Annotated in this window: 18 protein-coding genes and 1 tRNA gene; 9 read left to right on the top strand and 10 right to left on the bottom strand. The window is 64.7% G+C overall.

Annotated elements, in window-relative coordinates; translation table 11 throughout:
- Positions 1-5: 5 nt before the first annotated feature.
- Together murA and SIN08_RS22935 are read right to left on the bottom strand one after the other, a co-directional pair.
- Positions 6-1,295, bottom strand: coding sequence for a UDP-N-acetylglucosamine 1-carboxyvinyltransferase (gene murA, locus SIN08_RS22940; RefSeq protein ID WP_322453943.1), 1,290 nt, complete (start codon positions 1,293-1,295; stop codon positions 6-8).
- A gap of 106 nt (positions 1,296-1,401) precedes the next feature.
- Complete coding sequence (locus SIN08_RS22935) at positions 1,402-1,575, bottom strand: hypothetical protein (RefSeq protein WP_322453942.1); 174 nt, start codon at positions 1,573-1,575, stop codon at positions 1,402-1,404.
- A 408-nt stretch (positions 1,576-1,983) separates the two neighbouring features.
- On the opposite strand from SIN08_RS22935, the gene SIN08_RS22930 reads away from it, so the two are divergent.
- Both SIN08_RS22930 and SIN08_RS22925 read left to right on the top strand, forming a co-directional pair.
- On the top strand, positions 1,984-4,620 hold the full coding sequence (locus tag SIN08_RS22930; RefSeq protein ID WP_322453941.1) for an Ig-like domain-containing protein: 2,637 nt from the start codon (positions 1,984-1,986) through the stop codon (positions 4,618-4,620).
- Positions 4,621-4,877: 257 nt separating this feature from the next.
- A tRNA-Thr gene (locus SIN08_RS22925) sits at positions 4,878-4,952 on the top strand.
- 44 nt (positions 4,953-4,996) lie between these two features.
- Here SIN08_RS22925 and SIN08_RS22920 read toward each other — a convergent pair.
- Positions 4,997-5,329: a hypothetical protein gene (locus tag SIN08_RS22920; protein WP_322453940.1), complete on the bottom strand. Its 333-nt coding sequence runs from the start codon at positions 5,327-5,329 to the stop codon at positions 4,997-4,999.
- A gap of 551 nt (positions 5,330-5,880) precedes the next feature.
- Here SIN08_RS22920 and SIN08_RS22915 point away from each other — a divergent pair.
- Positions 5,881-7,056 (top strand): hypothetical protein, encoded by a 1,176-nt coding sequence (locus SIN08_RS22915; RefSeq protein WP_322453939.1) that lies wholly within the window; start codon positions 5,881-5,883, stop codon positions 7,054-7,056.
- Between the two features lie 290 nt (positions 7,057-7,346).
- Here SIN08_RS22915 and SIN08_RS22910 read toward each other — a convergent pair whose 3' ends face one another.
- Positions 7,347-7,826, bottom strand: coding sequence for a metallophosphoesterase family protein (locus SIN08_RS22910; protein ID WP_322453938.1), 480 nt, complete (start codon positions 7,824-7,826; stop codon positions 7,347-7,349).
- Between SIN08_RS22910 and SIN08_RS22905 the strand changes: the two genes are divergently transcribed.
- Positions 7,825-7,974 carry a hypothetical protein gene (locus tag SIN08_RS22905; protein WP_322453937.1) on the top strand — a complete coding sequence of 50 codons (150 nt, stop codon included), beginning with the start codon at positions 7,825-7,827 and terminating at the stop codon, positions 7,972-7,974. The two genes, SIN08_RS22910 and SIN08_RS22905, sit on opposite strands and share 2 nt — an antisense overlap.
- A 112-nt stretch (positions 7,975-8,086) precedes the next feature.
- Here the strand turns inward: SIN08_RS22905 and SIN08_RS22900 are convergent, their stop codons facing one another.
- Together SIN08_RS22900 and betC are read right to left on the bottom strand one after the other, a co-directional pair.
- On the bottom strand, positions 8,087-9,769 hold the full coding sequence (locus tag SIN08_RS22900; RefSeq protein WP_322453936.1) for a BCCT family transporter: 1,683 nt from the start codon (positions 9,767-9,769) through the stop codon (positions 8,087-8,089).
- A gap of 220 nt (positions 9,770-9,989) precedes the next feature.
- The gene (gene betC / locus SIN08_RS22895) at positions 9,990-11,519 is read right to left on the bottom strand and encodes a choline-sulfatase (protein WP_322453935.1); all 1,530 of its coding nucleotides are present in this window, start codon (positions 11,517-11,519) and stop codon (positions 9,990-9,992) included.
- 312 nt (positions 11,520-11,831) lie between these two features.
- Between betC and SIN08_RS22890 the strand changes: the two genes are divergently transcribed.
- A complete protein-coding gene (locus tag SIN08_RS22890) occupies positions 11,832-12,731 on the top strand; it encodes a LysR substrate-binding domain-containing protein (RefSeq protein ID WP_322453934.1) in 900 nt (299 codons plus the stop codon).
- A gap of 334 nt (positions 12,732-13,065) precedes the next feature.
- On the opposite strand, the gene xseA is transcribed toward SIN08_RS22890, so the two are convergent.
- Positions 13,066-14,631: an exodeoxyribonuclease VII large subunit gene (gene xseA, locus SIN08_RS22885; protein WP_322454064.1), complete on the bottom strand. Its 1,566-nt coding sequence runs from the start codon at positions 14,629-14,631 to the stop codon at positions 13,066-13,068.
- 193 nt (positions 14,632-14,824) lie between these two features.
- Between xseA and SIN08_RS22880 the strand changes: the two genes are divergently transcribed.
- Both SIN08_RS22880 and SIN08_RS22875 read left to right on the top strand, forming a co-directional pair.
- Entirely contained in the window at positions 14,825-15,406 is a 582-nt protein-coding gene (locus tag SIN08_RS22880) for a TetR/AcrR family transcriptional regulator (RefSeq protein WP_322453933.1), read from the top strand.
- Positions 15,407-15,448: 42 nt separating this feature from the next.
- On the top strand, positions 15,449-15,736 hold the full coding sequence (locus SIN08_RS22875) for a hypothetical protein (RefSeq protein WP_322453932.1): 288 nt from the start codon (positions 15,449-15,451) through the stop codon (positions 15,734-15,736).
- Positions 15,737-15,779: 43 nt separating this feature from the next.
- Here SIN08_RS22875 and SIN08_RS22870 read toward each other — a convergent pair whose 3' ends face one another.
- The 3 genes from SIN08_RS22870 to SIN08_RS22860 all read right to left on the bottom strand — a co-directional run bounded on the left by SIN08_RS22870 (position 15,780) and on the right by SIN08_RS22860 (position 18,094).
- Complete coding sequence (locus SIN08_RS22870) at positions 15,780-16,382, bottom strand: DUF2585 family protein (protein ID WP_322453931.1); 603 nt, start codon at positions 16,380-16,382, stop codon at positions 15,780-15,782.
- A 197-nt stretch (positions 16,383-16,579) separates the two neighbouring features.
- Positions 16,580-17,074, bottom strand: coding sequence for a GNAT family N-acetyltransferase (locus tag SIN08_RS22865; protein ID WP_322453930.1), 495 nt, complete (start codon positions 17,072-17,074; stop codon positions 16,580-16,582).
- 63 nt (positions 17,075-17,137) lie between these two features.
- Positions 17,138-18,094 carry a LysR family transcriptional regulator gene (locus SIN08_RS22860; RefSeq protein ID WP_322453929.1) on the bottom strand — a complete coding sequence of 319 codons (957 nt, stop codon included), beginning with the start codon at positions 18,092-18,094 and terminating at the stop codon, positions 17,138-17,140.
- Between the two features lie 132 nt (positions 18,095-18,226).
- On the opposite strand from SIN08_RS22860, the gene SIN08_RS22855 reads away from it, so the two are divergent.
- Together SIN08_RS22855 and ileS are read left to right on the top strand one after the other, a co-directional pair.
- Positions 18,227-18,511, top strand: coding sequence for a DUF1127 domain-containing protein (locus tag SIN08_RS22855; RefSeq protein ID WP_322453928.1), 285 nt, complete (start codon positions 18,227-18,229; stop codon positions 18,509-18,511).
- 422 nt (positions 18,512-18,933) lie between these two features.
- Positions 18,934-21,867, top strand: coding sequence for an isoleucine--tRNA ligase (ileS, locus tag SIN08_RS22850; protein ID WP_322453927.1), 2,934 nt, complete (start codon positions 18,934-18,936; stop codon positions 21,865-21,867).
- Positions 21,868-21,881: the final 14 nt, after the last annotated feature.

Below are 21,881 nucleotides of genomic sequence, written 5' to 3'. Positions count from 1 at the left end.
CGAATTCAACCGGAAATGCGCTCGATCTCCGCACCGCAGCCGGAGAGTTTCTCCTCCAGCCGCTCGAAGCCGCGGTCGAGGTGGTAGACGCGGTTGACCTGCGTTTCGCCTTCCGCCGCCAGTCCGGCGATCACGAGCGAGACGGAAGCGCGCAGGTCCGTGGCCATCACCGGCGCTGCCTTGAGGCGCTCCACGCCTTCGACGATCGCCGTCTGGCCCTCGAGCGATATGTGCGCCCCGAGGCGCGCCAGCTCCTGCACGTGCATGAAGCGGTTCTCGAATATGGTCTCGGTGATCCGCGAGCGGCCCTTGGCCATGGTCATCAGCGCCATGAACTGCGCCTGAAGGTCTGTGGGAAAGCCGGGAAAGGGCTGCGTCTCCACATCCACCGACGCGATGCCGGCCCCGTTGCGCCTGACCCGGATGCCGGAGTTGGTGCGGGTGATCTCGGTTCCCGTCTGCTCGATGACGGAGAGCGCCGATTCCAGAAGGTCCGCGCGCGCGCCTTCCAGAAGCACGTCGCCGCCGGTCATGGCCACGGCCAGCGCGTAGGTGCCCGTCTCGATGCGGTCGGGGATGATGCGGTGCCGGGCGCCCGAGAGCGAGGACACGCCGTCGATGGCGATGGTGGGCGTGCCGGCGCCGGAGATCTTCGCACCCATGGCATTGAGGCAGTCGGCCAGGTTCACCACCTCGGGCTCGCGCGCGGCGTTTTCCAGCACCGTGGTGCCGTCGGCGAGCGCCGCCGCCATCATGAGCACATGTGTGGCGCCGACGGAGACCTTCGGAAAGCGGTGATGCGCGCCCTTGAGCCCGTTCTTCGTTCTGGCGACCGCGTAGCCGCCTTCGATGTCGATCTGCGCGCCGAGCGCCCTCAGGCCGTCGATGAACAGGTCGACCGGGCGCGTGCCGATGGCGCAGCCGCCGGGCAGAGAGACCCGCGCCTCTCCCATGCGCGCGAGAAGCGGGCCGATGACCCAGAAGCTCGCCCGCATCTTGGAAACCAGATCGTAGGGTGCGGTGGTGTCGACGATCGAGCGCGCGGTGAAGTGGATCGTGCGCGAATAGCCCTTGTCCTGGTTCTCGCGCCGGCCGTTGACGGAATAGTCCACGCCGTGATTGCCGAGGATGCGGATGAGCTGCTCGACATCGGCCAGGTGCGGCACGTTTTCGAGCGTCAGCGTATCGTCCGTCAGGAGCGAGGCGATCATCAGCGGCAGCGCCGCGTTCTTGGCGCCGGAGACCGGAATCGTGCCGTTGAGCGCGCTGCCTCCGCGAATGCGTATGCGGTCCATGATCTCTTTTCCCCGGGCCCTGCCCGGCCTTGGTGTCGCAGGTTCGATTGTCCTAGAACAAGGCTGCTGCCGGTTCAAGCGGATGCGCGCCGCTCCACCGGCTCCTTCAGTCGCGCCGCTCCCGCCCGGCGGGCGGTATCCCTTCGTCGCGCCGGTCGGTGTCTCCGGTCTGGCGCGAGCGTGCCTGCGCCTTGCGCCTAGTCAGATTGGCCCTAAGCTCGGCCGCCAGCCGCTTCTCGCGTTCGCTCTTGCCTTCGCCGTCTTTCTTACGCGCGGGCATGTACCATCTCCCCAAACTTCATGACTGCCTGCGCACCCCTTAGCGCGCGGCGTTTGCATGCCGCGATCCTATAGCACGGCGTGGCGACCGGCCATATGAGTACGAGGCCCGGGCTTGCCGAAGGCGGCGCTGGGCACGAGCCAACTCCTGCACGCGCTGCTCCAACGGCTCGTAATATATAATAATGATATAGCATAGAATTTTTAAAGTAATTATGATTCCTATATAGTTAAGAATTCATACCGTTAATGTGAAAAACAAAAATATTTATTTATCTCTAACAGTAAAACTCCATTTGCCCCTCTCTCTCGTCTGCGGCAGAAGCGCGCTGTTTTACTATGACAGACCGCATGAGCGGACGCAGCGCAGAAGACCAGCCGATGGCGCGGGAATAAAAGGAAGATCACGATGAACGTAGAAGCGAAGATTCTCGATACGAACGCGACGAACGCCACCACAATGCGCTTAAGCGGCAACGCTTCCGCGGTGAACGTAGACCATGCCTCGCGGGTCGAATTGAATCTCACGGCCAACCAGATCGCCTGCTACGAGCGGGATGGCGACGACCTCGTCATCGTCTTGAACACCGGAGAGCGCGTTTACTTGAAGGGTTACTTCGATGAACAGGGAGATGGGACCCCGGTGCTCTGGATTCTGGACATCGATGTTTCCTATAGCGACACCGCACATCCGTCCGCAGGCGATGGTGCCGCTCGTTCGAGCTCCGGCAGCGAGTCGCCCAGCCAGGTTCATGTGACGCTCACGGACGACGGCAGCGGCAGTGGTTGCCTCGTGCCGGCCTATGCCGGAGTCGCTGCTGCCGGCGCTGGCGGAGGATTAGGTGCGCTGGGTCTTCTGCCCCTTGCCGCCGCCGGGCTGGCCAGTATCGGGGTTGCTGTCGCCAGTGACGACAACTCTGACGGTGGGTCCCATGGTGCCGGCAACGGGATCGGCAACATCTTCGGCGGTTACGGTGGCGACGACGACGGGGACGGAAACGGTGACGACGACGGGGACGGAAACGGCGACGGAGATGGCGACGGCGATGACAAGACGGCACCGAAGGCGCCGACGATCACGGTCGACGACGGCGACAGCGACGGGAAGCCGGAGGCCAGCGGCACGGGCGAGGCCGGTTCCAAGGTGACGGTGACCTGGCCGGACGGGACGACGTCGACGACGACGGCCGGCCCTGAGGGCAAATGGAAAGTCGAAAGCGAGACGGTGCAGAAGAACGGCAAGGTGAAAGCCACCGCTACCGACCCCAACGGCAACGAGAGCGAGGGGGCGACGACGGACTACACCGACAAGACGGCCCCGAAGGCGCCGACGATCACGGTCGACGACGGCGATGGCGACGGGAAGCCGGAGGCCAGCGGCACGGGCGAGGCCGGTTCCAAGGTGACGGTGACCTGGCCGGACGGGACGACCTCGACGACGACGGCCGGCCCCAAGGGGAAGTGGTCCGTCGAAAGCGAGACGGTGCAGAAGAACGGCAAGGTGAAGGCCACCGCTACCGACCCCAACGGCAACGAGAGCGAGGGGGCGACGACGGACTACACCGACAAGACGGCCCCGAAGGCGCCGACGATCACGGTCGACGACGGCGATGGCGACGGAAAGCCGGAGGCCAGCGGCACGGGCGAGACCGGTTCCAAGGTGACGGTGACCTGGCCGGACGGGACGACGTCGACGACGACGGCCGACAACAACGGCAAGTGGAAGGTCGAAAGCGAGACCGTTTTGAAGAACGGCAAGGTAAAGGCCACGGCCACCGACATCAACGGCAACGAGAGCGATTCGGCGTCGGCGAACTATGCCAATGGCGACACAGATAGATTGCGCCCCGACCTGGTGCACGCCGAAGACAATGGCTTCACGACGGTCATACGCTCCTACCATTGGAACGGCTCGTCCTATGACGCTCCGAAAACGACTAAGGTGAACGGAGACCTCGCCGGCAGTCACATCTACGATGGCGGTCAGGCCACACGCCTTGTGGATCTGAACAATGATGGCGTGCTCGACTACGTCTCCTCGAAAAACGGCAAGCTTTCGGCCCTGTTCGGCAACGGAGACGGTACGTTCTCCACCAACCCGGTGACCACCAATTTCGGTGCAACGAAGTCGGGAGACGATGCCTATGAAACAACGGAACTGGTCGATATCAACAACGACGGCAATCTGGACTATGTGTATGCCAACGACAATCTTTTCCAGACCAACATAGCCGTGCATTTCGGCAATGGCGACGGGACGTTCTCCGGTCAGAAAACGACCAAACTGACAGGGGACTTTGCCGGCGACTTTTGGGACCAGACCACGCGCTTCGCCGATCTGAACAACGACGGCAACCTCGACTACATACATGCCGGTCGCGGTGAGATCGCCGTCTTCCTCGGCGACGGTAAAGGTGGTTTTTCCACTAGCCGCATCACCAGCCCTTCGAAGGGACTGGAGGGGAAGTGGACCGACAAGACGACGCAGATCGCCGACCTCAACGGCGACGGGAATGCGGATTACTTGTTCGCCAAGGACAACGGCGCCCAGACGACCGTTCATGTCCTCCTCGGCAACGGTGACGGAACCTTCTCCGGACAGGAAAAAACGACAACTCTCAAGGGCGACTGGGCTGGGTACCACGATCTGTTTGGAGGCCAGACCACGAACCTTGTCGACGCCGACGGCGACGGCATCCTTGACTATGTCAGCCTCATGCACGGCAAGATGGCGATCTTCCACGGCTCGGGCGACGGAACGTTTTCCACCGACCCGACGGTGGTCTCCGTGCCGGCGGGCGAGATGGCGAACGCTACGACCAAATCGACCCTTCTGGGGGCCGTATTCAACGAAAGGAAAGGTGCGAGCGCTCCGTCGGCCGACGACGACACGCCGAGCCTGCAGGAACTGTTGGACGAAGCGTTGGGCGGGGTCCATGCCGGAGGCGCGAATGCAGCCCACGACACGGCGATGCAGGACGCGGGCCCCGGCGGACGTTCCAACCCTCTGTTCGACGAGTTGCAGCAGGTCACGGGCGTGTTGTAGGTCTCGCGAGACCTCGCACGAAGGACAAGAGATCTCCCCCCCTTCCGGAGGAGATCTTATTTGGGAGCCGCTTTGGTACATTGTTCCCGGAAGGTGCCGGCCTGTTCGACCGCTGGCCCCGGCGAGCAAAGGTCTTGCGACCCGCAAAGAAGTAAGGCAGCGGCCGGTGCAAAGACGCTCGCCGAAAGCGCATCGCCGTTCGAGGTAGCGCTTGCGCTCGGCGGATCGATATGGCAGAACGCCGCCCGACTCCCGGCGCTGCGGTAGCTCAGTGGTAGAGCACTCCCTTGGTAAGGGAGAGGTCGCGAGTTCAATCCTCGCTCGCAGCACCATCCTTTCTGTTTCTCCTCATCGCTTCGCCCAGTGGCTTTTCCTCTCACGTCGAGGGAGGGAGCGTGATCAGCGCGACGGCCATGATGGCGAGGACGAGGCCGGCGCCCTGCAGGCCGGTTACACGCTCGCCGAAGACGAGAAGGGCCACGGCGTTCACCGCGATCAACTGCACGACGGCCGACAGGCTGAGCGCGATACCCATGCCCACATCGCGGATCAGCCGCAGCATCACGAGATTGCCGATCGTGTAGAGGCCGAGCGTCAGCGCCAGCCAACCCAAGCTGTTATTCGAGAGCGCCCAGTTCTTGGCTGCGCTCGCGGCGGCGATGAACGCCGCGGTGGAGGTCAGCAGGAAAAGCAGGTTCGTGAGTGTCATCGGGCCCCACACTTTTCATCAATCGCCACGCTTGCACCCGACCGCCGCCGCGGCAATCGGCAATTCGTGCCCGCCGCTCTTATTTGCGCATAAGACCGGCCCGGTTCATCTCCATGCCAGTACGATGCTTTTGCGGACACTGCCATGGCCGCCATGCCGGAAATCATCGGCTTCGCGCTTTATCCCGCGGCGGGCAGCCATGGCGTATGATCCGTTTCCCGGAATCCCGATCGGGGAGAATACCGGGCGCATGTCGCGTTGGCTGGCCGAGGATGAGACGATCAGCACACACGAGCTGGGATGTCTGCTTCTCAAGATCGACCGGTCGTGCAGGGATCTGGAGCGCCTGAGAGCGCCGATTCCGATCCGGCTTGTCTATGCACGCCGGCTTGTTTTGCGCGCGTTGAACATTCGTAAGGGACTGTCGAGAAAAGGGCGACGATAGGGTCGGGAGTAGAGCCGCCGCAGGGCTGCCGTGCTTGCGCCGCGTATCCACGCGCGGGCACGGAGGCGAGAAAACGAAACAAGAGCTCCAAGGCATCCTGGCAAGCATGAACGGCCTCACATCAACGACTGACGACGACAAGAATCCGCAACGCGAGAACAATCACTCCGGGAAGGCGAAAGCACCCTCTTCAGGGACCGGCGACTATCGCCTCGAGGCGCTGGGCAAGCTGCTGGCCAGCGAGCACTTCCGTGCTTCGGAACGCAACAAGCGCTTTCTCAAATTCGTCGTCGAGGAGACGGTGGCCGGCCGCGCGGCCCGCATCAAGGCCTTTACCGTCGCCGTCGACGTCTTTGGGCGCGATTCCAACTTCGACGCTTCCGTCGATCCGATCGTCCGCATCGCCGCCGGGCATCTGCGCCGTGCCCTCGACGAATATTATGCCACGCACGGGCGGGACGATCCGGTGCGCATAGCCCTGCCGCTGGGCACCTATGTGCCGACCTTCACCATCCGGGAAAGCCTGCCGCGGCGGGCCGTCAGGCGCCTGCAATTGCTGGCGGCCGACAGGCGCCGGCGGCTGCAGAGCGGTGCCGTCGGAGCGGTCATGGCGCTGTCGGCAGCGGCAGCGGCACTCGTCTATGTTTCCCTCCCGCCGCAGGCTTCCGCCCCGCAAAAGCCCGTCGTCGTGGTCGACCACGCCCGGGCGCAGGGCACGGATGCGGGCACCGGCGGACTGGCCGACCTTTTCACCCAGTCGCTGTGGATCGCGCTCAGCCGGCAGGAGGCCGTCCGCATGGTCGGCGTGCGGCCGGAGGAGGAGTTCGGCACGGTGCTGGCGCACGCGCGCGCCCGTTTCGGCGTGAACGCCCCGGTTCTCCAGCTCCTGACGACAGTCGCCGCCGACGAGAGCGAACTGCGTGTCTACTGGCACGTGCTCGACGGTCGCTCCAACGAAACTTACCTCTCCGCTTCGGCGGCCATGGAATTGGCGCCCGGCCAGCGGCAGGCGGTACATGCAGAGGTGGCGCGCCAGGTCGCGGCATCGCTGGCGCGCCTCGAGGCCGGCACGAAGGCGGGGCAGGCCGTCGGCGAAGGCGCATCGGCGAGTTCGTCGAGAAGTCGCAGGATAATGGTCTTATCGATCAGCGGGCTGGCTGGCACGGTCCTGTCCACGCATGGGATCACGGATAACCGGCTGTCACGCGTACCCATGCACTTGCAGGGGGCCCAAGACCCCACCTGCGACACACGGGGCGTAGCAGGCGGGGCCCTGGGTTAAGCCGGTCCGGGGGGCGGGAGGACCGGCTATTTCTTTGCCGCCGGCCGCCGGGGCGACGCGTCGGCTGGAGCGTTCGCGGGACCGCGGCGGGAGGTCATGCCGGCTGCGGCCGAACAACCACGGCCCCGCTGAAGCCTTCCCGGGCGGCGAACGGGGGAAGGGGGCCTTTCGTCATCTGCCCACGATCCCTGGCTCACTTTCGTCTGTGCATGTGTTTTGCCCCGGCCCGGCACTTATGGACAAATAGGGCGCCGCTGTTCGGTTGATTTTTTTCGCAAAGGCGCTGCGTTTCAGCGCCGGGCGAGCAGCGTCTCCAGCAAGACCGGGCGGTAGTCCCGCGCGTCCACGCCGACATCATATTGCCGGGTGACGGGCTTCAACCGGCCATGGGAGTGGCCGTGCAGGTTGACCGACTTGTTGCCCATCCGGTTCCAGGTGCGAAAGGGATAGTGGCAAAGGACGAGCATCACGCCATTCACGGTGAGCTCGGCATAATGCTGCACGCTCGCCCAGCCGCCGGCCGCGACGGTGGCCGCATCGTCATTGTTGCCGATGATGAGTTGCTTGCGCCCGTTGAGCGCCTCGAGAAGGGAATCGGGATCCCGCCGCGTGAAGTCGCCCAGGTGCCAGACCTCGTCCTCGGGGCCCACCACCGCGTTCCAGTTTTCCACCAGAGCCTCGTCGTGCTCCAAGAGCGAGCCGAAGGGCCGGCGGTCGATGCGCAGCACGCGGGGATCGCCGAAATGAGTATCGCCGGTGAAGAAGAGCATGCCGCAAACCCGTTCCTTTCTCGAAAAGGTTCACCGCGATATGGCCGGCCGGCAGTCGTTCGGCAAGGACGCCGAAAGCGAAAGTGTGGCACGCGGCATGGGCGCACGCGCCGCGCCCGTCATGCACCGCGGCCTCGGCATATCATGAAACTGAATCCGGATTCATGGATATGCCACTGGCAGTGGTTTCCATAGAACATTCTGCGGGCAAAGTTATACCGGCCCGCCGGTAGCGGGCCGGTGCCTTGCAAAAAGCCGGTTTACTGTGCGGGCGTCGGTGCCGGTGCCCGCCCGTCGTCGTCTCGATCCGGGCCACCGTCCCTCACCGCTGGTGGTGGACCGGAAAGTGCAGTCTCGCCGACGAAGGCGCTGGGAAGATTGTGCTCGGCTTCCTGCTCCGTCACGAACCACTGCTTGTAGCGGTAAAGCACCAGATGGTCGCGGCCGAGCGCGCGCAGAAGACCGTACATCATCACCAGGATCACGAAGGCGAAGGGAAAGCCGGCCACCACGGCCGCCGCCTGCAGGGCCGCCAGTCCGCCCGCAGCGAGAAGAATGGCGGCGATGATTCCTTCGGTCACCGCCCAGAAGAGGCGCTGCACCTTCGGCGGATCGATATGACCGCCGGCAGTCAGCATGTCGATGACGAAGCTGCCGCTGTCGGAAGAGGTCACGAACCACACCACGATCATCACGATGACGACCGCCGTCACCAGCCGCGTGAGCGGGAAATAGTCGAGCAGCCTGAAGATGGCGTTGCCGTAGCCCTGCTGCGTTGCCTCGATCAGGCCCGGATTGCCGGCAAGCTCCATGTGAATCGCCACGCCGCCGAAGGCGGTGAACCAGAAGAACAGGATGATGACCGGGATGAAGAGGACACCCAGCGTGAATTCGCGCACCGTGCGCCCGCGCGAGATGCGGGCGATGAAGATGCCGACGAAGGGCGACCAGGAAATCCACCAGGCCCAGTAGAAGATCGTCCAGTTCACCTGCCAGTTGGTGCCCGAATAGGCCTCGCTCCAGAAACTGAAGTAGACGAGATTGCTGATGTAGTTGCCGACATTCTCGACGAAGCTGTCGAAGATGTAGAGCGTCGGCCCCGTGATCAGGATGAACGCGAGCAGCACGAAGCTGAGCTGGATGTTGAAGTTGCTGACGCGCTTGATCCCGCTGTCGAGGCCGAGCATCACCGAGGCGGTGGCAAAGGCGGTGATGACGGCGATCAGCACGATCTGGACGAACAAATTGTCCGGAATGCCGAACAGGCCGTTGAGCCCGGCGCTGATCTGCATCACACCCAGCCCCAGCGTGGTGACGATGCCGAACATGGTGCCGAAGACCGCCAGAATGTCCACCGCGTGGCCCCACGGCCCGTAGATGCGCTCGCCGATCAGCGGGTAGAGCGCGGAGCGTATCGAGAGCGGCAGACCCTTGCGGTAGTGGAAATAGGCGAGCGACAGGCCGACGATGCAGTAGAGCGCCCAGCCGTGAATGCCCCAGTGCAGGAATGACAGCACCATGGCCTGCTCGGCCGCCGCGACGCTTTCGGCTTCGGCGATCGGCGGTGAGAAGAAGTGGAACAGGGGTTCCGCCACCGCCCAGTAGAGCAGGCCGATGCCGATGCCGGCGCTGAACAGCATCGCCGTCCAGGAGAAGAGCCCGTATTCCGGCGCTTCCGTCTGTCCCCCGAGACGGATCCGGCCATAGGGCCCGAGCGCCAGGTAAAGGCTTACAAGGACCGCCAAGTTTGTGACGATGATCAGAAACCAGCCGAAATAGTCGGCGATCGCCGTCTGCGCGCCCGTGAACAGGGCCGCCGCCGTTTCGGTGAAGACGGCGCCGAGGATGATGAAACCCACGATCAACAGCGCCGAGATGGAAAATACCGGCCTGTTCACATGGGGAAAAGGCCCCAGCGGACCTGTTTCTACTTGTCGGGTCATGTCGATCCCTCCGTGCCGGGTATGTCGCTTCGTGCGGCTTTAGCCTCCGTAGACCGCGCCGTCGGGAAGGTCCCGAGGACCGGCGCGGCAAAGGATGTGCGGTCCGCACCCGAAACGGATCGCGAGGCGTGTTGTCGGTTCCCCTTCATCACGTTTTCAGCACCCGGATGTTTCCGGGCGCCGCCGGCGTGATGGGCCGGCAGAGAGCAGCATAGGTCATTCATTCTCCGCGCGGAAAGCGCTGGCTCTCCTCAAGCAGGTTGAGGTCCATATGGTTGCGCATGTAGCGCTCCGACGCCTTCTGGAGAGGCTGGTGATCCCAGGGGAAATAGGCGCCGTTCCTGAGCGCCTCGTAAACCACCCGTCGACGCGCCTGGCTCTCGCGCACGGCGGCGTCGAACGCATCCATGTCCCAGCGTGCGGCGCGCTGCTCGCGAAAAGCGGCGAGCCGGGCGGCATGGGCGGGATCGTTCGCCAGATTGCGCGTCTCGTGCGGGTCGGCCGCAAGGTCGTAGAGCTGCTCCGGATCGAGGGCGCAATGGACGTATTTCCACCGGCCCTGGCGGATGGCGACGAGCGGCGCACAGGAACCTTCGGCCGCATATTCCATCAGCACCGGGGTTTCGCGTTCCCCGCCCGCGAAGCAGGGTAGAAGGCTTTCCCCGTCCGTCCACGGCAGGACCTCCTCAAGCGAAATGCCGGCGAGATCGGCAAGCGTGGGTGTCACGTCGAGCGTGGAGACGGGCTGGGCGACGAGGCCCGGCCGTATGCCCGGCCCGGCCATCATCAGCGGCACTCGCGCGGAGCCCTCGAAGAAGCTCATCTTGAACCACAATCCCCGCTCGCCCAGCATGTCCCCGTGATCGGAGCAGAACACGACGATCGTGTCCTCGGCCATGCGCGTTCGCTCGAGCGTGTCGAGCAGCATGCCGATCTTTTGATCCAGATAGGAGATATTGGCGAAATAGGCGCGGCGGGAACGGCGCACGTCCTCTTCCGTGATAGCGAACTTTTCGTAGTCGTTGGCGACGTAGAGACGCTGCGAGTGCGGATCCTGCGCGTGATAGGGGATTTCCTCGAGCCGCGGCTCGAGATGCGGACAATCTTCGTAGAGATCCCAGAACTTGCGCCGCGCCACGTACGGGTCGTGCGGGTGGCTGAAGGACACCGTCAGTGCCCAGGGGCGGCGGTCCGGGGCGTCCTCGATGCGCGCGAGCTGGTAGAGCTTCTGCTCGGCGAAGAAGGCGACCTCGTCGTCATATTCCATCTGGTTGGAGATTTCGGCCACGCCCGCACCGGTGACCGAGCCGAGATTGTGGTACCACCAGTCGATGCGCTCGCCGGGCCTGCGGTAGTCCGGGGTCCAGCCGAAGTCGGCCGGATAGATGTCCGTCGTCAGTCTTTCCTCGAAGCCGTGCATCTGGTCCGGCCCCACGAAATGCATCTTGCCCGACAGGCCGGTGTAGTAGCCGGCGCGGCGCAGGTGATGCGCGTAGGTCGGAATGTCGGAGCAGAACTCGGCCGCGTTGTCGTAGACGCGTGTGTGGCTCGGCAACTGCCCGGCCATGAAGGAGGCGCGCCCCGGCGCGCACAGCGGTGAGGCCGTGTAGCAGTTCTGGAATCGCGCCGAACGCGCTGCGAGCGCCCTAAGGTTCGGCGTATGCAGCCATTCCGCCGGCCCGTCGGGGAAGAGCGTACCGTTCAGCTGATCGGCCATGATGATAAGGATGTTCGGTCGTGTCTTCGTCATCTCGAGCGCCTTCCGGATATGTGTTGTCTGCATGGGACGGCTCGCGAGCCGGTGCTGGACGGCACGCATGCGCCGGCGACGGCGCACGTCACCGACCGGAACTGCCGTCGTCCAGCATCCCCGAAATTCCCCGTGTGCGACGCCGAAGGCCGGCACCGCGCCCGAACGTCGGCGCGTTCGGATTGTTCTTGTTGTCATACATGGCGCTTGACCGAAGCGTTTCCGCGGCGCCATCATACATTCACCCATTTGATGCGCTTTTTCAGGGTCTGTGAAGAAGCGCTCTCCTGATGGCTGCCATAAAGAGAATTTATGTCTTCCAATCCACTCGACGTCGGCTGCCTGCGCCTGTTCGCGTTGACCGCGCGCCATCAGAACCTCACCCGCGCAGCCGCCGCGCTCGGCATGACGCAGCCGGCCTTGTCCTATCGGATCCGGCAGATCGAGGAGCTTCTGGGCGTCCGCCTCTTCCACCGCCGCCATCGCGGCCTGACGCTCACGCGCGAGGGCGAGGCGCTGCAGCGGGCGGTGCGCCAGGGGCTCGAGCAGATCGATGAGGCGGTCCAGTCCATCCGCAGCCGCGCCGCGACGCCGGTGGTTCGCCTGATCACGGACTTCGCCTTCGCCACCTTTCGGCTGATGCCGCTGATGGCGCGCTTTCGCCGTGAGCACCCGGGGATCGACGTGCAGATCGTCGCCACGCAATCGCTGCTGCCTGGCCTGGAGAACGAGAACGACCTGGCGATCCTGTTCGGCAACCGCGACGACATGGGTGGTCAGGCGCGGCTTCTCGTTCCCGAGCGCGTGACGACCGTCTGCGCACCCGGTTTTCGCGACCGCTTCGGGCCGTTCGATCATCCCCGACGGCTCCTCGACATGCCGCTCATCCATCTGGAGGGGGATGACGGCAGTCGCTGGTTCACCTGGCAAAGCTGGCTTGCGGCCGCCGGCGTGACCGACCTTGCGACGGTCGGTTCACTGAGCTTCAACACCTATACGCTCGCCCTCCAGGCGGCCCAGTCCGGCCAGGGCGTTGCGCTCGGCTGGCGCGGACTGGTCGACGATCTGCTCGCCGCCGGCGTTCTCGTGCCGGCCTGTGACCTCACGCTCGAGACCGATCGCGGCTACTGGCTCGTTCAGCACAAGTCCCCGCCGCCGGAAACGGACCTGGTGGCGCGCTCGCTTGCGCGGGACATGCAGGTGGGAATTTAAATCACCGGGGCTGCAGGTGGTGCATATTCGCTGGCTAATATTCAGCTGGAAGGAGCGGTCGACCCCCTCTCTTGCAAATTCTAAGGACTTGGCTCTGCCAAGCCCGAGAATTTGCTTTCTCCCCCACCAAGGGGGAGATAGGCGCATTGCGTGTTTGACTCCGCCAAATCCACAACGTGGCGATTGGCTGATGTGGGTGATGCCGGCGGTATCTCCCCCTTGGTGGGGGAGAAGGCGATTTCAACAGCTTAGCTGGAGCGAAGCGGAGGCTAAGTGTTAGAAATCGCAAGAGAGGGGGGCACTGTCCCCACCATAGTTCGACTTTCGAGGCACCTCAAAACAGCGAGCCCTGCTTGCCCGGCTCCTTCGGCGCCGCGGCAGGCTTGCTGCGGGCGGGAGCGGCCGGCTTGCCGGTGGCGATGGCTCCGGCGCTGCCGTCGCTGAACTGCAGGCGCAGTTCCTGGCCCTTCTTCAATTCGGCCGCGTGCTTGAGCGGCCTGTCCTCGGCGTCACGCACCAGCGCGAAGCCGCGCTCCAGCACCCCCTCGTAGGAAAGTGAGCGGGCGAGCCGGGCCGCCTGGTCGCTCGCCGTGCGCGACTTGTCCAGGCGCGCATGGATCGCCCGGTCGGCGCGCTCCCCGGCATCCGCAAGGCGCGCGTGATATCGGCGGATGCGTTCCAGATGGGTGTACGGGCTGATGCGCGCGGCATCGCGGTCGAGGCGAGCGCGACGGTTGCGCAGCACCCCCTGGAAGACGATCGGCAGGCGCTCGCCGCACTGGATTGACTGGCGCCGCGCCTCGGCCAGGCGCCGGTCGAGCATGGAAAGCGAAAGCCGCAGGCCGTCGTGGCGCAGGCGCTTGCGCTGGGTGGCGGCCTGCAGGGCGCGCACGAGCCGGCCCGACGCCTCGTCAAAGCGCCGGCGCGGCAGCGCGAAGAGCTGGTCGGGCGAGGGCAGTGCGCGCGCCATGGCGCGCAAGCCCTGCCGCCGCCGCTCCAGGTCGCGCGAGGCCGCGCCCTTGAGCCGGGCCGAGAGGCGCGAAAGGCCGGCTTCCAGCTCCGCCTTCACGGGCACGGCCATCTCCGCCGCGCCGGTCGGCGTCGGCGCGCGCCGGTCGGCGGCGAGATCGATCAGCGTCCAGTCCGTCTCGTGGCCGACGGCGGAGATGACCGGAATGTTCGAGGCGGCGACGGCGCGCACCACCGCCTCGTCGTTGAAGCCCCAGAGGTCCTCCAGGCTGCCGCCGCCGCGCGCGACGATGATGACGTCCGGCCGGGCGATGCCGCCTTCCGGCGAAAGCGCGTTGAGGCCGGTGAGCGCGGCCGCCACCTCCTCGCCCGTCGTCTCGCCCTGCACGCGCACCGGCCAGACAACCACGTGGACGGGGAACCGGTCGGTGATGCGGTGGATGATGTCGCGGATCACCGCACCCGTCGGCGAGGTGACGACGCCGATGACGCGCGGCATGAAGGGCAATGGCCGCTTGCGCTCTTCCGCGAACAGGCCCTCGGCGGCAAGCTTGCGCTTGCGCTCTTCCAGAAGCGCCATCAGCGCGCCGGCGCCCGCCGGCTCGATCGAATCGATGACGATCTGGTATTTCGAGGAGCCGGGATAGGTGGTCAGCCGGCCGGTGGCGACCACCTCCAGCCCCTCCTGCGGCAGGAATTTCAGCTTCGAGAACGTGCCGCGCCAGATCACCGCCTCGATGCGCGCGCGTTCGTCCTTGAGCGAGAAATAGCAATGGCCGGAGGCATGCGGCCCCCGGTAGCCCGAGACCTCTCCGCGCACGCGCACATGGCCGAAGGCTTCCTCCACCGTGCGCTTGAGCGCGACCGAGATCTCGCTCACCGAGAACTCGGCGACGTTGGTCAGCGAATCGTTGCGTGCGGGATCTGCCATGGGACGATAGAGCCGGTTGGAGGGCGTCGGGTCAAGCCGGGGGACCGTGAGGGCGGTGGACTTTGTCCGAACCGGGTCCCGCATGCGCTCTTCTCCGCTCTTCAAGGATTGCTTGACGGATTAGGACATATGACCTAATCACCCTCTAGGACAAGCGTCTTAGTTGGCGCTGTCATTCCACGGAGACGCTTAAGTGACCGCCAGGACGACCCGCGAGCAGATTGTCGATGCCGCCGATAAGCTGTTTTACCAGCAGGGCTACGCGCACACCTCGTTCGCCGACATCGCCGATGTCGTGCAGATCTCCCGGGGGAACTTCTACTATCATTTCAAGACGAAGGACGAGATCCTCGATGCTGTGATCGCCCTGCGTCTGGCCAATACGCGCAGGATGCTCGAGCGTTGGGAAGACGAGGGGGAGGGGCCGGCCGAGCGGATTCGCAGCTTCATCCGTATCCTGATCGCGAACCGCACAAAGATCATGGCCTATGGCTGCCCTGTCGGAACGCTGTGCGCGGAACTGGCCAAGCTGGAGCACGTCGCCCAGGAGGACGCCAACGGGATCTTCACGTTGTTTCGGGACTGGCTGCGCCGCCAGTTCGTGCTGCTCGGTCGGGAGGCGGACGCCGACGCCCTCGCCATGCATGTCCTTGCCCGCAGCCAGGGCGTGGCCACGCTGGCCAACGCCTTTCATGACGAGGATTTCATCCGTCACGAGGTCGACCAGATGTGCGCATGGCTGGAGACCAACGCCGAAGGGGCCGCGTCATCGTAGACGCTGTCCTCTGTTCAACAAACGCAAAGGATGCTCGATTTCATGTTTGTCGTTCTACTCAGATTTTCCGAGAACAAAGCGCAAGCCCCCCGCTTCATGGAAGGGCACAAGGCGTGGATCCAGCGCGGCGTCGACGACGGTATCTTTCTCCTCGTCGGAAGCCTGAGGCCCGATGGGGGCGGTGCGGTCCTGGCGCATGGCGCAACGCGTCCCGAGCTTGAGGCGCGGGTGAAGGAAGATCCGTTCGTCGAGGAGAACGTGGTGCGCGCCGAAATCCTCGAAATCGAGCCCAACCGCACTGACGAGCGGCTGAGCTTTCTCAAGGGGTGAACGCGCCGTCCGCCTGCCCGGACTTCTCGCCGTTCGCCACCCCTCAGCCGCCGGTCTGCCACCGCGAAACGGCATCCACGGGATGGATCAGCTGGAGGATGTTGAGGGTCAGGTTGTCCCTGATCGCATAGGCAAGAACGAGTTCGACGGCGACCACCACGAGGACGCTCATCCATACCGGCCAGGCTCGGGCGAGGAAGAACCCGATGACGGCGGCGAGGGTGTCGGACAGGGAATTGACGATGCTGTCGCCGAAATAGCCCTGCGCAAGCGCGGTCTGGCGGTAGCGGTCGATGACCATTGGCGTGTTCTCGGCGATTTCCCAGCCCGCCTCCAGCGCCACCGCCAGAATGAGCCTGGTGCCGAAGGACGCCCGCGGGGCGAGCAGCCAGAAAAGGAAGTAGAAGATCAGACCGTGGAGGAGATGGCTGAAGCTGTACCAGTCCGCGATGTGCTGGGAGGTCTGCGGGCCCGAGGATTCCGGATACCACCACGCTATATATCCGCAACTGCAGATCGCCGGCTGCCCCAACAGGTGCAAAACGATCGCCTGAACGGCAATGATACCGGCCACGGCAAGCGTGCACAGGGCAAGGAAGCGCCGTCGTGCCGCCGTATCGGGCGAGAATTGCGCGTTTTCCGTCATCTGGTTTCCAGCGTTCTCTCGGTGTTCGTGTCTTTTGTCAGCGACGCGGACTCGCGCCGCGAATCGCGCGCTCGATCAACCACCACTTGAAGGCGTAATTTCGGCAAGGAACACCTGTTATGCTGGCAATCGGCTGCACGGTGCCCGATGGGCGGTCCCATCGCACCGGCAGGATCAACGCAAGGACAAGGCGCGGACTACGGGTAAAGGATGCCGTCCGGGCGGGCTCCGCGGGTCTGCCGCAGGTCCTTGTGCATTTCGAGCGCCGGCGCAAACGTGGTCATGGCCGTCCCGATGACACGATAGCCGCAGGCTTCGTAAAAGGGGCGCGCCCGCTCGCCGGCGACGACCCTTACGAAGCGCGCCCCGCGCGCGACGGCGCGCGACTCGGCTTCGTCAAGAAGCTGCCTGCCGACGCCCTTGCGCCATGCCGCGGGTGCAACGAACATGTCTTCCAGTTCGGCCTGGAAATCCTCGTTTTCCGGCAGGATGGTTGCGAAACCGACGACCTTCCCGGCAAGCTCCGCCACGACGATGAACGGCAGATGCGCCGCCGGGACTTGCCGCGCCTCGGGAAGCGCAAGCAATTCATCGATGTGATCGCCCCATGCGAGCGACGACCGCAGCTTGAGTGCGCCGAGTGCGTCCCTGTCTTCTGGAGATGCGGGGCGGAGGCGAAGCTGGGGCGTCATCGCGAAGGATTCCCTTGAACACCGCAACGGCCTCTTTCGTCCGCCGCGAACATACCGGTCATCTCACCACCCAGGCAGGATTTGGCTCGGGCGCAGCCTTTTGCTGCGGCGGGCGCGGTGGGGGAGCGAGGCGAAGTCGAAGCCTTCCGCCTCGTTGACCGCCATGGGCACGGAGATGTTGTCGAGGCTCTCGATGATGTGGCGGGCGAGCGCGTCGGCCACCTCGACCTGGCTGGTGCGCCCGCGCATCATGCCGATCCGGCACTCGGGCAGCGCCGGCAGGCCCTCGTTCTCGCCCAGCACCCGCATGCCCGGGCGCAGCGCGCATTCGGGCAGCACTGAAACCGCCACGCCGGAGAGCACGGCCGCCGAGATCACCGTGGCCGAGAAGCTGGTGAAGAGGATACGGTACTCACGGTTCGTCCGTGAAAGCGTCTCGCAGGCGGCGCGGCGCCAGGAGCAGGTCGGCCGGCCGAAGGCCATCGGCAGGACCGGGCGCTCGTGCGTGGAATGGTTGGCCGAACCCACCCATAGAAGCGGCTCGCGGCGCACGATGTCGGAAGCGTCCTCGTCCGTGACGAGCGCCAGGTCGAGGTTCCCCTGGCGCACGTGCTGCACGAGATTCGCCGTCGGCTCGCACAGCACCGACAGTTCCACGCGCGGATTGGAGCGCGAGAAGCGGGCCATGATCTCCGGCAGGAAACGCTCGGCATAATCGTCCGGCATGCCGATGCGGATGTGGCCCTCCAGGCATTCGTCGTCGAAGGCGGCCAGCGTCTCCCGGTTGAGCCGCAGCATCTGCCGCGCATAGGGCAGGAGCTTCTCGCCCTCTTCCGTGAGGCGGTTGGTGCGCCCGTCCTTCTCGAAGAGCGGCTTGCCGACGCGCTCCTCCAGGCGGCGCATCTGCATGGAGACGGCCGATTGTGTGCGGTGCACCTCCTCGGCCGCCCGCGTGAAGCTGCCCGTGTCGGCGATGGCGACGAAGGTTGCAAGCTGGTCGAGATCGAGTGGTGCGGCCATGGCAGGCCCCTTACATCATGATAATTGATGCAAAAGATTAAAAACATTCGTTCGACTAATCAATGTTTTCATGGGACAAATTTGCATGAAACGGGGCGGGCGCAGGCCGACTGACCGCCGAGGAGCTTTGCCATGCAAGTCCAACAGACCGTCGCACAGACCGCAGCCACCGGCCGGGTGGGCCTGGCCGTGCGCCTGGTGCGCCTTGCTGGCGAAACCTGGCGGCTGATGAAAAACCGCCACGCCATGCGCCGGCTCGATGAACTGACCGACTGGGAGCTTCGCGACATCGGCCTGACGCGCGAGGATGTCGCGCGCGCCCAGGAAGGGCCGATCCTCGACGATCCCATTCGCCGCCTGATGCGGGTCAGGCAGGATCGCGAAAGGGCCGAGAGCGCGATGCGCCGCCGAGCCTGACCCGACAGATCTCCCATGCAGGCATTTTACTCCCATCACGCCGGTTTCCCCCCGGCTGCCTGCAGATTGCCCGGTTCCTCGTGAACCGGGCTTTTTTTGCCATGCGCTTCCCGAGCGGACAGGGCCGCCCGCCGGTCTGGCCATGTCAATCTGCCCTTTATTCTTCCGCCGCTCTCGGCTACAAGCGCGGCCATGATGACGGGCGCCGGTTTCCTTCCGACCTGCCACGGCCAAGCCTCCACGGCGCCGCGCCGGCAGGTGACAATACGAATTATCGGCCCGGCCTTCCGCGCGGCGTGAGCCTGCGGGAAGGTCCGGGTTTTCTTGCGCCTTGAAAGGGCGCCATCCGCCTCCTGAGCCTGTCGAAGGATGATATTGTGATCGGCGAGGCCAATTCCGCTTCGCATTTGCACGGCGAAATGATGACCGACACTTCCGAAAAGCTGGACTATTCCAAGACCCTCTATCTGCCGCAGACAAGCTTCCCCATGCGGGCGGGCCTGCCCAAGAAGGAGCCCGAGATCGTCTCGCGCTGGCAGGAGATGAACCTCTACAAGCGCCTGCGCGAGGATGCCGAGGGCCGGCCGCGCTTCGTCCTCCACGATGGCCCGCCCTATGCCAACGGCAACATCCATATCGGCCACGCGCTGAACAAGGTTCTGAAGGACGTCATCACGCGCTCCTTCCAGATGCGCGGCTACGATTCCAATTACGTCCCCGGCTGGGACTGCCACGGCCTGCCGATCGAGTGGAAGATCGAGGAGCAGTACCGCGCCAAGGGCCGCAACAAGGACGAGGTGCCCGTCAACGAGTTCCGCAAGGAATGCCGCGACTTCGCCGAGCACTGGATCAAGGTGCAGACGGAGGAGTTCGAGCGCCTCGGCGTGATCGGCGATTTCGAGAACCCGTATCTCACCATGGCCTATCACGCGGAGGCCCGCATCGCCGGCGAGCTTCTGAAATTCGCCATGTCCGGCCAGCTCTACCGCGGGTCGAAGCCGGTGATGTGGTCCGTGGTGGAAAGGACGGCGCTGGCGGAGGCGGAGGTCGAGTATCACGACCATGAGTCGGATACGGTCTGGGTGAAGTTTCCGATCCGCCGTGCACATGGACCCACTCAAGAGGATATATCAGACCTGACGGGTGCATATGTCGTCATCTGGACGACGACGCCATGGACCATCCCCGGCAACCGCGCGATCTCATTCTCGCCGCGCATCGCCTACGGCCTTTACGAAGTCACGGCGGCGGAGAACGATTTCGGACCTCAAGCTGGTGAGAAGCTAATTTTTGCTGATGCGCTGGCGGAGGAATCCTTTGCTAAGGCGAAGCTGAAATACCAGCGCCTGCGCGAGGTAAGTCCTGGTGAGCTCTTTCCCCAGGTTTGCACCCACCCCCTCAAGGGCCTTGGCGGCGGCTATGAATTCCCCGTCCCGCTCCTTCCCGGTGAGCACGTCACCGACGAAGCCGGCACCGGCTTCGTCCATACGGCACCCGGTCATGGCCGTGAGGACTTTGACGCGTGGATGGACGCGCGCGCGAAGCTGGAGGCGCGCGGCGTCGATACGACGATCCCGTTCACCGTGGACGACGGCGGCTTCTTCACCAAGGATGCGCCGGGCTTCGGCCCCGACCGCGAAGGCGGGCCGGCGCGCGTGATCGACGATAAGGGCAAGAAGGGCGACGCCAACAAGGCCGTCATCGAAGCGCTGATTGAAAAGGACATGCTCTTCGCGCGCGGGCGGCTGAAGCATTCCTACCCGCATTCCTGGCGCTCGAAGAAGCCGGTCATCTTCCGCAACACGCCGCAATGGTTCGTCCATATGGACAAGGGGCTGGGCGACGGCACCACGCTGCGCACCCGTGCCCTCAAGGCCATCGACGACACCCGCTTCGTGCCGGCCGCCGGCCAGACGCGGCTGCGCTCCATGATCGAGGAGCGGCCCGACTGGGTGCTCTCGCGCCAGCGTGCCTGGGGCGTGCCGATCTGCATCTTCGTCGACGAGGATGGCGCAATCCTCAAGGACGAGGCAGTCAATGCCCGCGTTCTCGAGGCTTTCGAGAAGGAAGGCGCCGACGCCTGGTTCGCCGAGGGCGCAAGGGAGCGCTTCCTGGGTTCCCGCGCCAACGAGCCGTGGCAGCCGGTCATGGACATCCTGGATGTCTGGTTCGATTCCGGCTCGACCCATACCTTTACCCTGGAAGACCGGCCGGACCTGAAATGGCCCGCCGACGTCTATCTCGAAGGCTCCGACCAGCACCGCGGCTGGTTCCATTCCTCGCTTCTGGAAAGCTGCGCCACGCGCGGCCGCGCGCCCTACGATACGGTCATCACCCATGGCTTCACCATGGACGAAGAAGGCCGCAAGATGTCGAAGTCGCTCGGCAACACGGTGGTGCCGCAGGACGTGATGGCGAAATCGGGCGCCGACATACTGCGCCTGTGGGTGGTCACCACAGACTACTGGGAGGACCAGCGCCTCGGCCAGAACGTCCTGCAGACCAACATCGATGCCTATCGCAAGCTGAGAAACACCGTCCGCTGGATGCTGGGCACGCTCGCCCATGACGCTGGCGAGACGGTGCCGCACGAGGAGATGCCGGAGTTGGAGCGGCTGATGCTGCACCGGCTGGCCGAGCTCGATGCGCTGGTGCACAAGAGCTACGACAATTTCGACTTCAAGCGCGTTATGCGCGCGCTGCTCGATTTCATGGTCGTGGAGCTGTCCGCCTTCTACTTCGACGTGCGCAAGGACACGCTTTACTGCGACCCGCCTTCGAGCACGCGGCGCAAGGCGGCGATCCAGGTCATCCGCCGGCTCTTCGATTGCCTGGTCACCTGGATGGCACCGATGCTGCCCTTCACGACGGAGGAGGCCTGGCTGGAGCGTCACCCGGACGCGGCGTCGGTGCATCTGGCCCAGTTCCCCGAGGTGCCTGCCGACTGGCGCGACGACCATCTGGCGGAGAAATGGCGCAAGGTTCGCCAGGTGCGCCGGGTGGTCATGGGCGCGCTGGAGATCGAGCGCCGCGAAAAGACCATCGGTGCCTCGCTTGAGGCGGCGCCGATCGTCCATGTGACGGATCCCGACCTGCGCGCGGCGATCGCCGACCGCGACATGGCGGAGATCTGCATCACCAGCGGAATGGAGATCCGCGACGATGCACCGCCGGCCGACGCCTTCACCCTCGACGACGTCAAGGGCGTGGGCGTGGTGTTCAAGCGCGCCTCCGGCATCAAATGTGCGCGTTCCTGGCGCTATACGGAAGATGTGGGCTCGGATCCCGAGTTCCCCGACGTTTCCGCCCGCGATGCCGCCGCGCTGCGCGAGTTGAAGGCGCTGGGCCGGCTTTGAGCCTGGTGCATCGG

It is taken from the genome of Chelativorans sp. M5D2P16, assembly GCF_034427935.1.
GTDB lineage: Bacteria > Pseudomonadota > Alphaproteobacteria > Rhizobiales > Rhizobiaceae > Chelativorans.
This window is presented reverse-complemented; position numbering and strand designations above follow the sequence as displayed.

What these genes read in the sequence shown, in the direction of transcription:
- murA (WP_322453943.1), bottom strand. Translation starts at nt 1,295, where the DNA reads ATGGACCGCATACGCATTCGCGGAGGCAGCGCGCTCAACGGCACGATT.
- SIN08_RS22935 (WP_322453942.1), bottom strand. Translation starts at nt 1,575, where the DNA reads ATGCCCGCGCGTAAGAAAGACGGCGAAGGCAAGAGCGAACGCGAGAAG.
- SIN08_RS22930 (WP_322453941.1), top strand. Translation starts at nt 1,984, where the DNA reads ATGAACGTAGAAGCGAAGATTCTCGATACGAACGCGACGAACGCCACC.
- SIN08_RS22920 (WP_322453940.1), bottom strand. Translation starts at nt 5,329, where the DNA reads ATGACACTCACGAACCTGCTTTTCCTGCTGACCTCCACCGCGGCGTTC.
- SIN08_RS22915 (WP_322453939.1), top strand. Translation starts at nt 5,881, where the DNA reads ATGAACGGCCTCACATCAACGACTGACGACGACAAGAATCCGCAACGC.
- SIN08_RS22905 (WP_322453937.1), top strand. Translation starts at nt 7,825, where the DNA reads ATGCCGCAAACCCGTTCCTTTCTCGAAAAGGTTCACCGCGATATGGCC.
- SIN08_RS22910 (WP_322453938.1), bottom strand. Translation starts at nt 7,826, where the DNA reads ATGCTCTTCTTCACCGGCGATACTCATTTCGGCGATCCCCGCGTGCTG.
- SIN08_RS22900 (WP_322453936.1), bottom strand. Translation starts at nt 9,769, where the DNA reads ATGACCCGACAAGTAGAAACAGGTCCGCTGGGGCCTTTTCCCCATGTG.
- betC (WP_322453935.1), bottom strand. Translation starts at nt 11,519, where the DNA reads ATGACGAAGACACGACCGAACATCCTTATCATCATGGCCGATCAGCTG.
- SIN08_RS22890 (WP_322453934.1), top strand. Translation starts at nt 11,832, where the DNA reads ATGTCTTCCAATCCACTCGACGTCGGCTGCCTGCGCCTGTTCGCGTTG.
- xseA (WP_322454064.1), bottom strand. Translation starts at nt 14,631, where the DNA reads ATGGCAGATCCCGCACGCAACGATTCGCTGACCAACGTCGCCGAGTTC.
- SIN08_RS22875 (WP_322453932.1), top strand. Translation starts at nt 15,449, where the DNA reads ATGTTTGTCGTTCTACTCAGATTTTCCGAGAACAAAGCGCAAGCCCCC.
- SIN08_RS22870 (WP_322453931.1), bottom strand. Translation starts at nt 16,382, where the DNA reads ATGACGGAAAACGCGCAATTCTCGCCCGATACGGCGGCACGACGGCGC.
- SIN08_RS22865 (WP_322453930.1), bottom strand. Translation starts at nt 17,074, where the DNA reads ATGACGCCCCAGCTTCGCCTCCGCCCCGCATCTCCAGAAGACAGGGAC.
- SIN08_RS22860 (WP_322453929.1), bottom strand. Translation starts at nt 18,094, where the DNA reads ATGGCCGCACCACTCGATCTCGACCAGCTTGCAACCTTCGTCGCCATC.
- SIN08_RS22855 (WP_322453928.1), top strand. Translation starts at nt 18,227, where the DNA reads ATGCAAGTCCAACAGACCGTCGCACAGACCGCAGCCACCGGCCGGGTG.
- ileS (WP_322453927.1), top strand. Translation starts at nt 18,934, where the DNA reads ATGACCGACACTTCCGAAAAGCTGGACTATTCCAAGACCCTCTATCTG.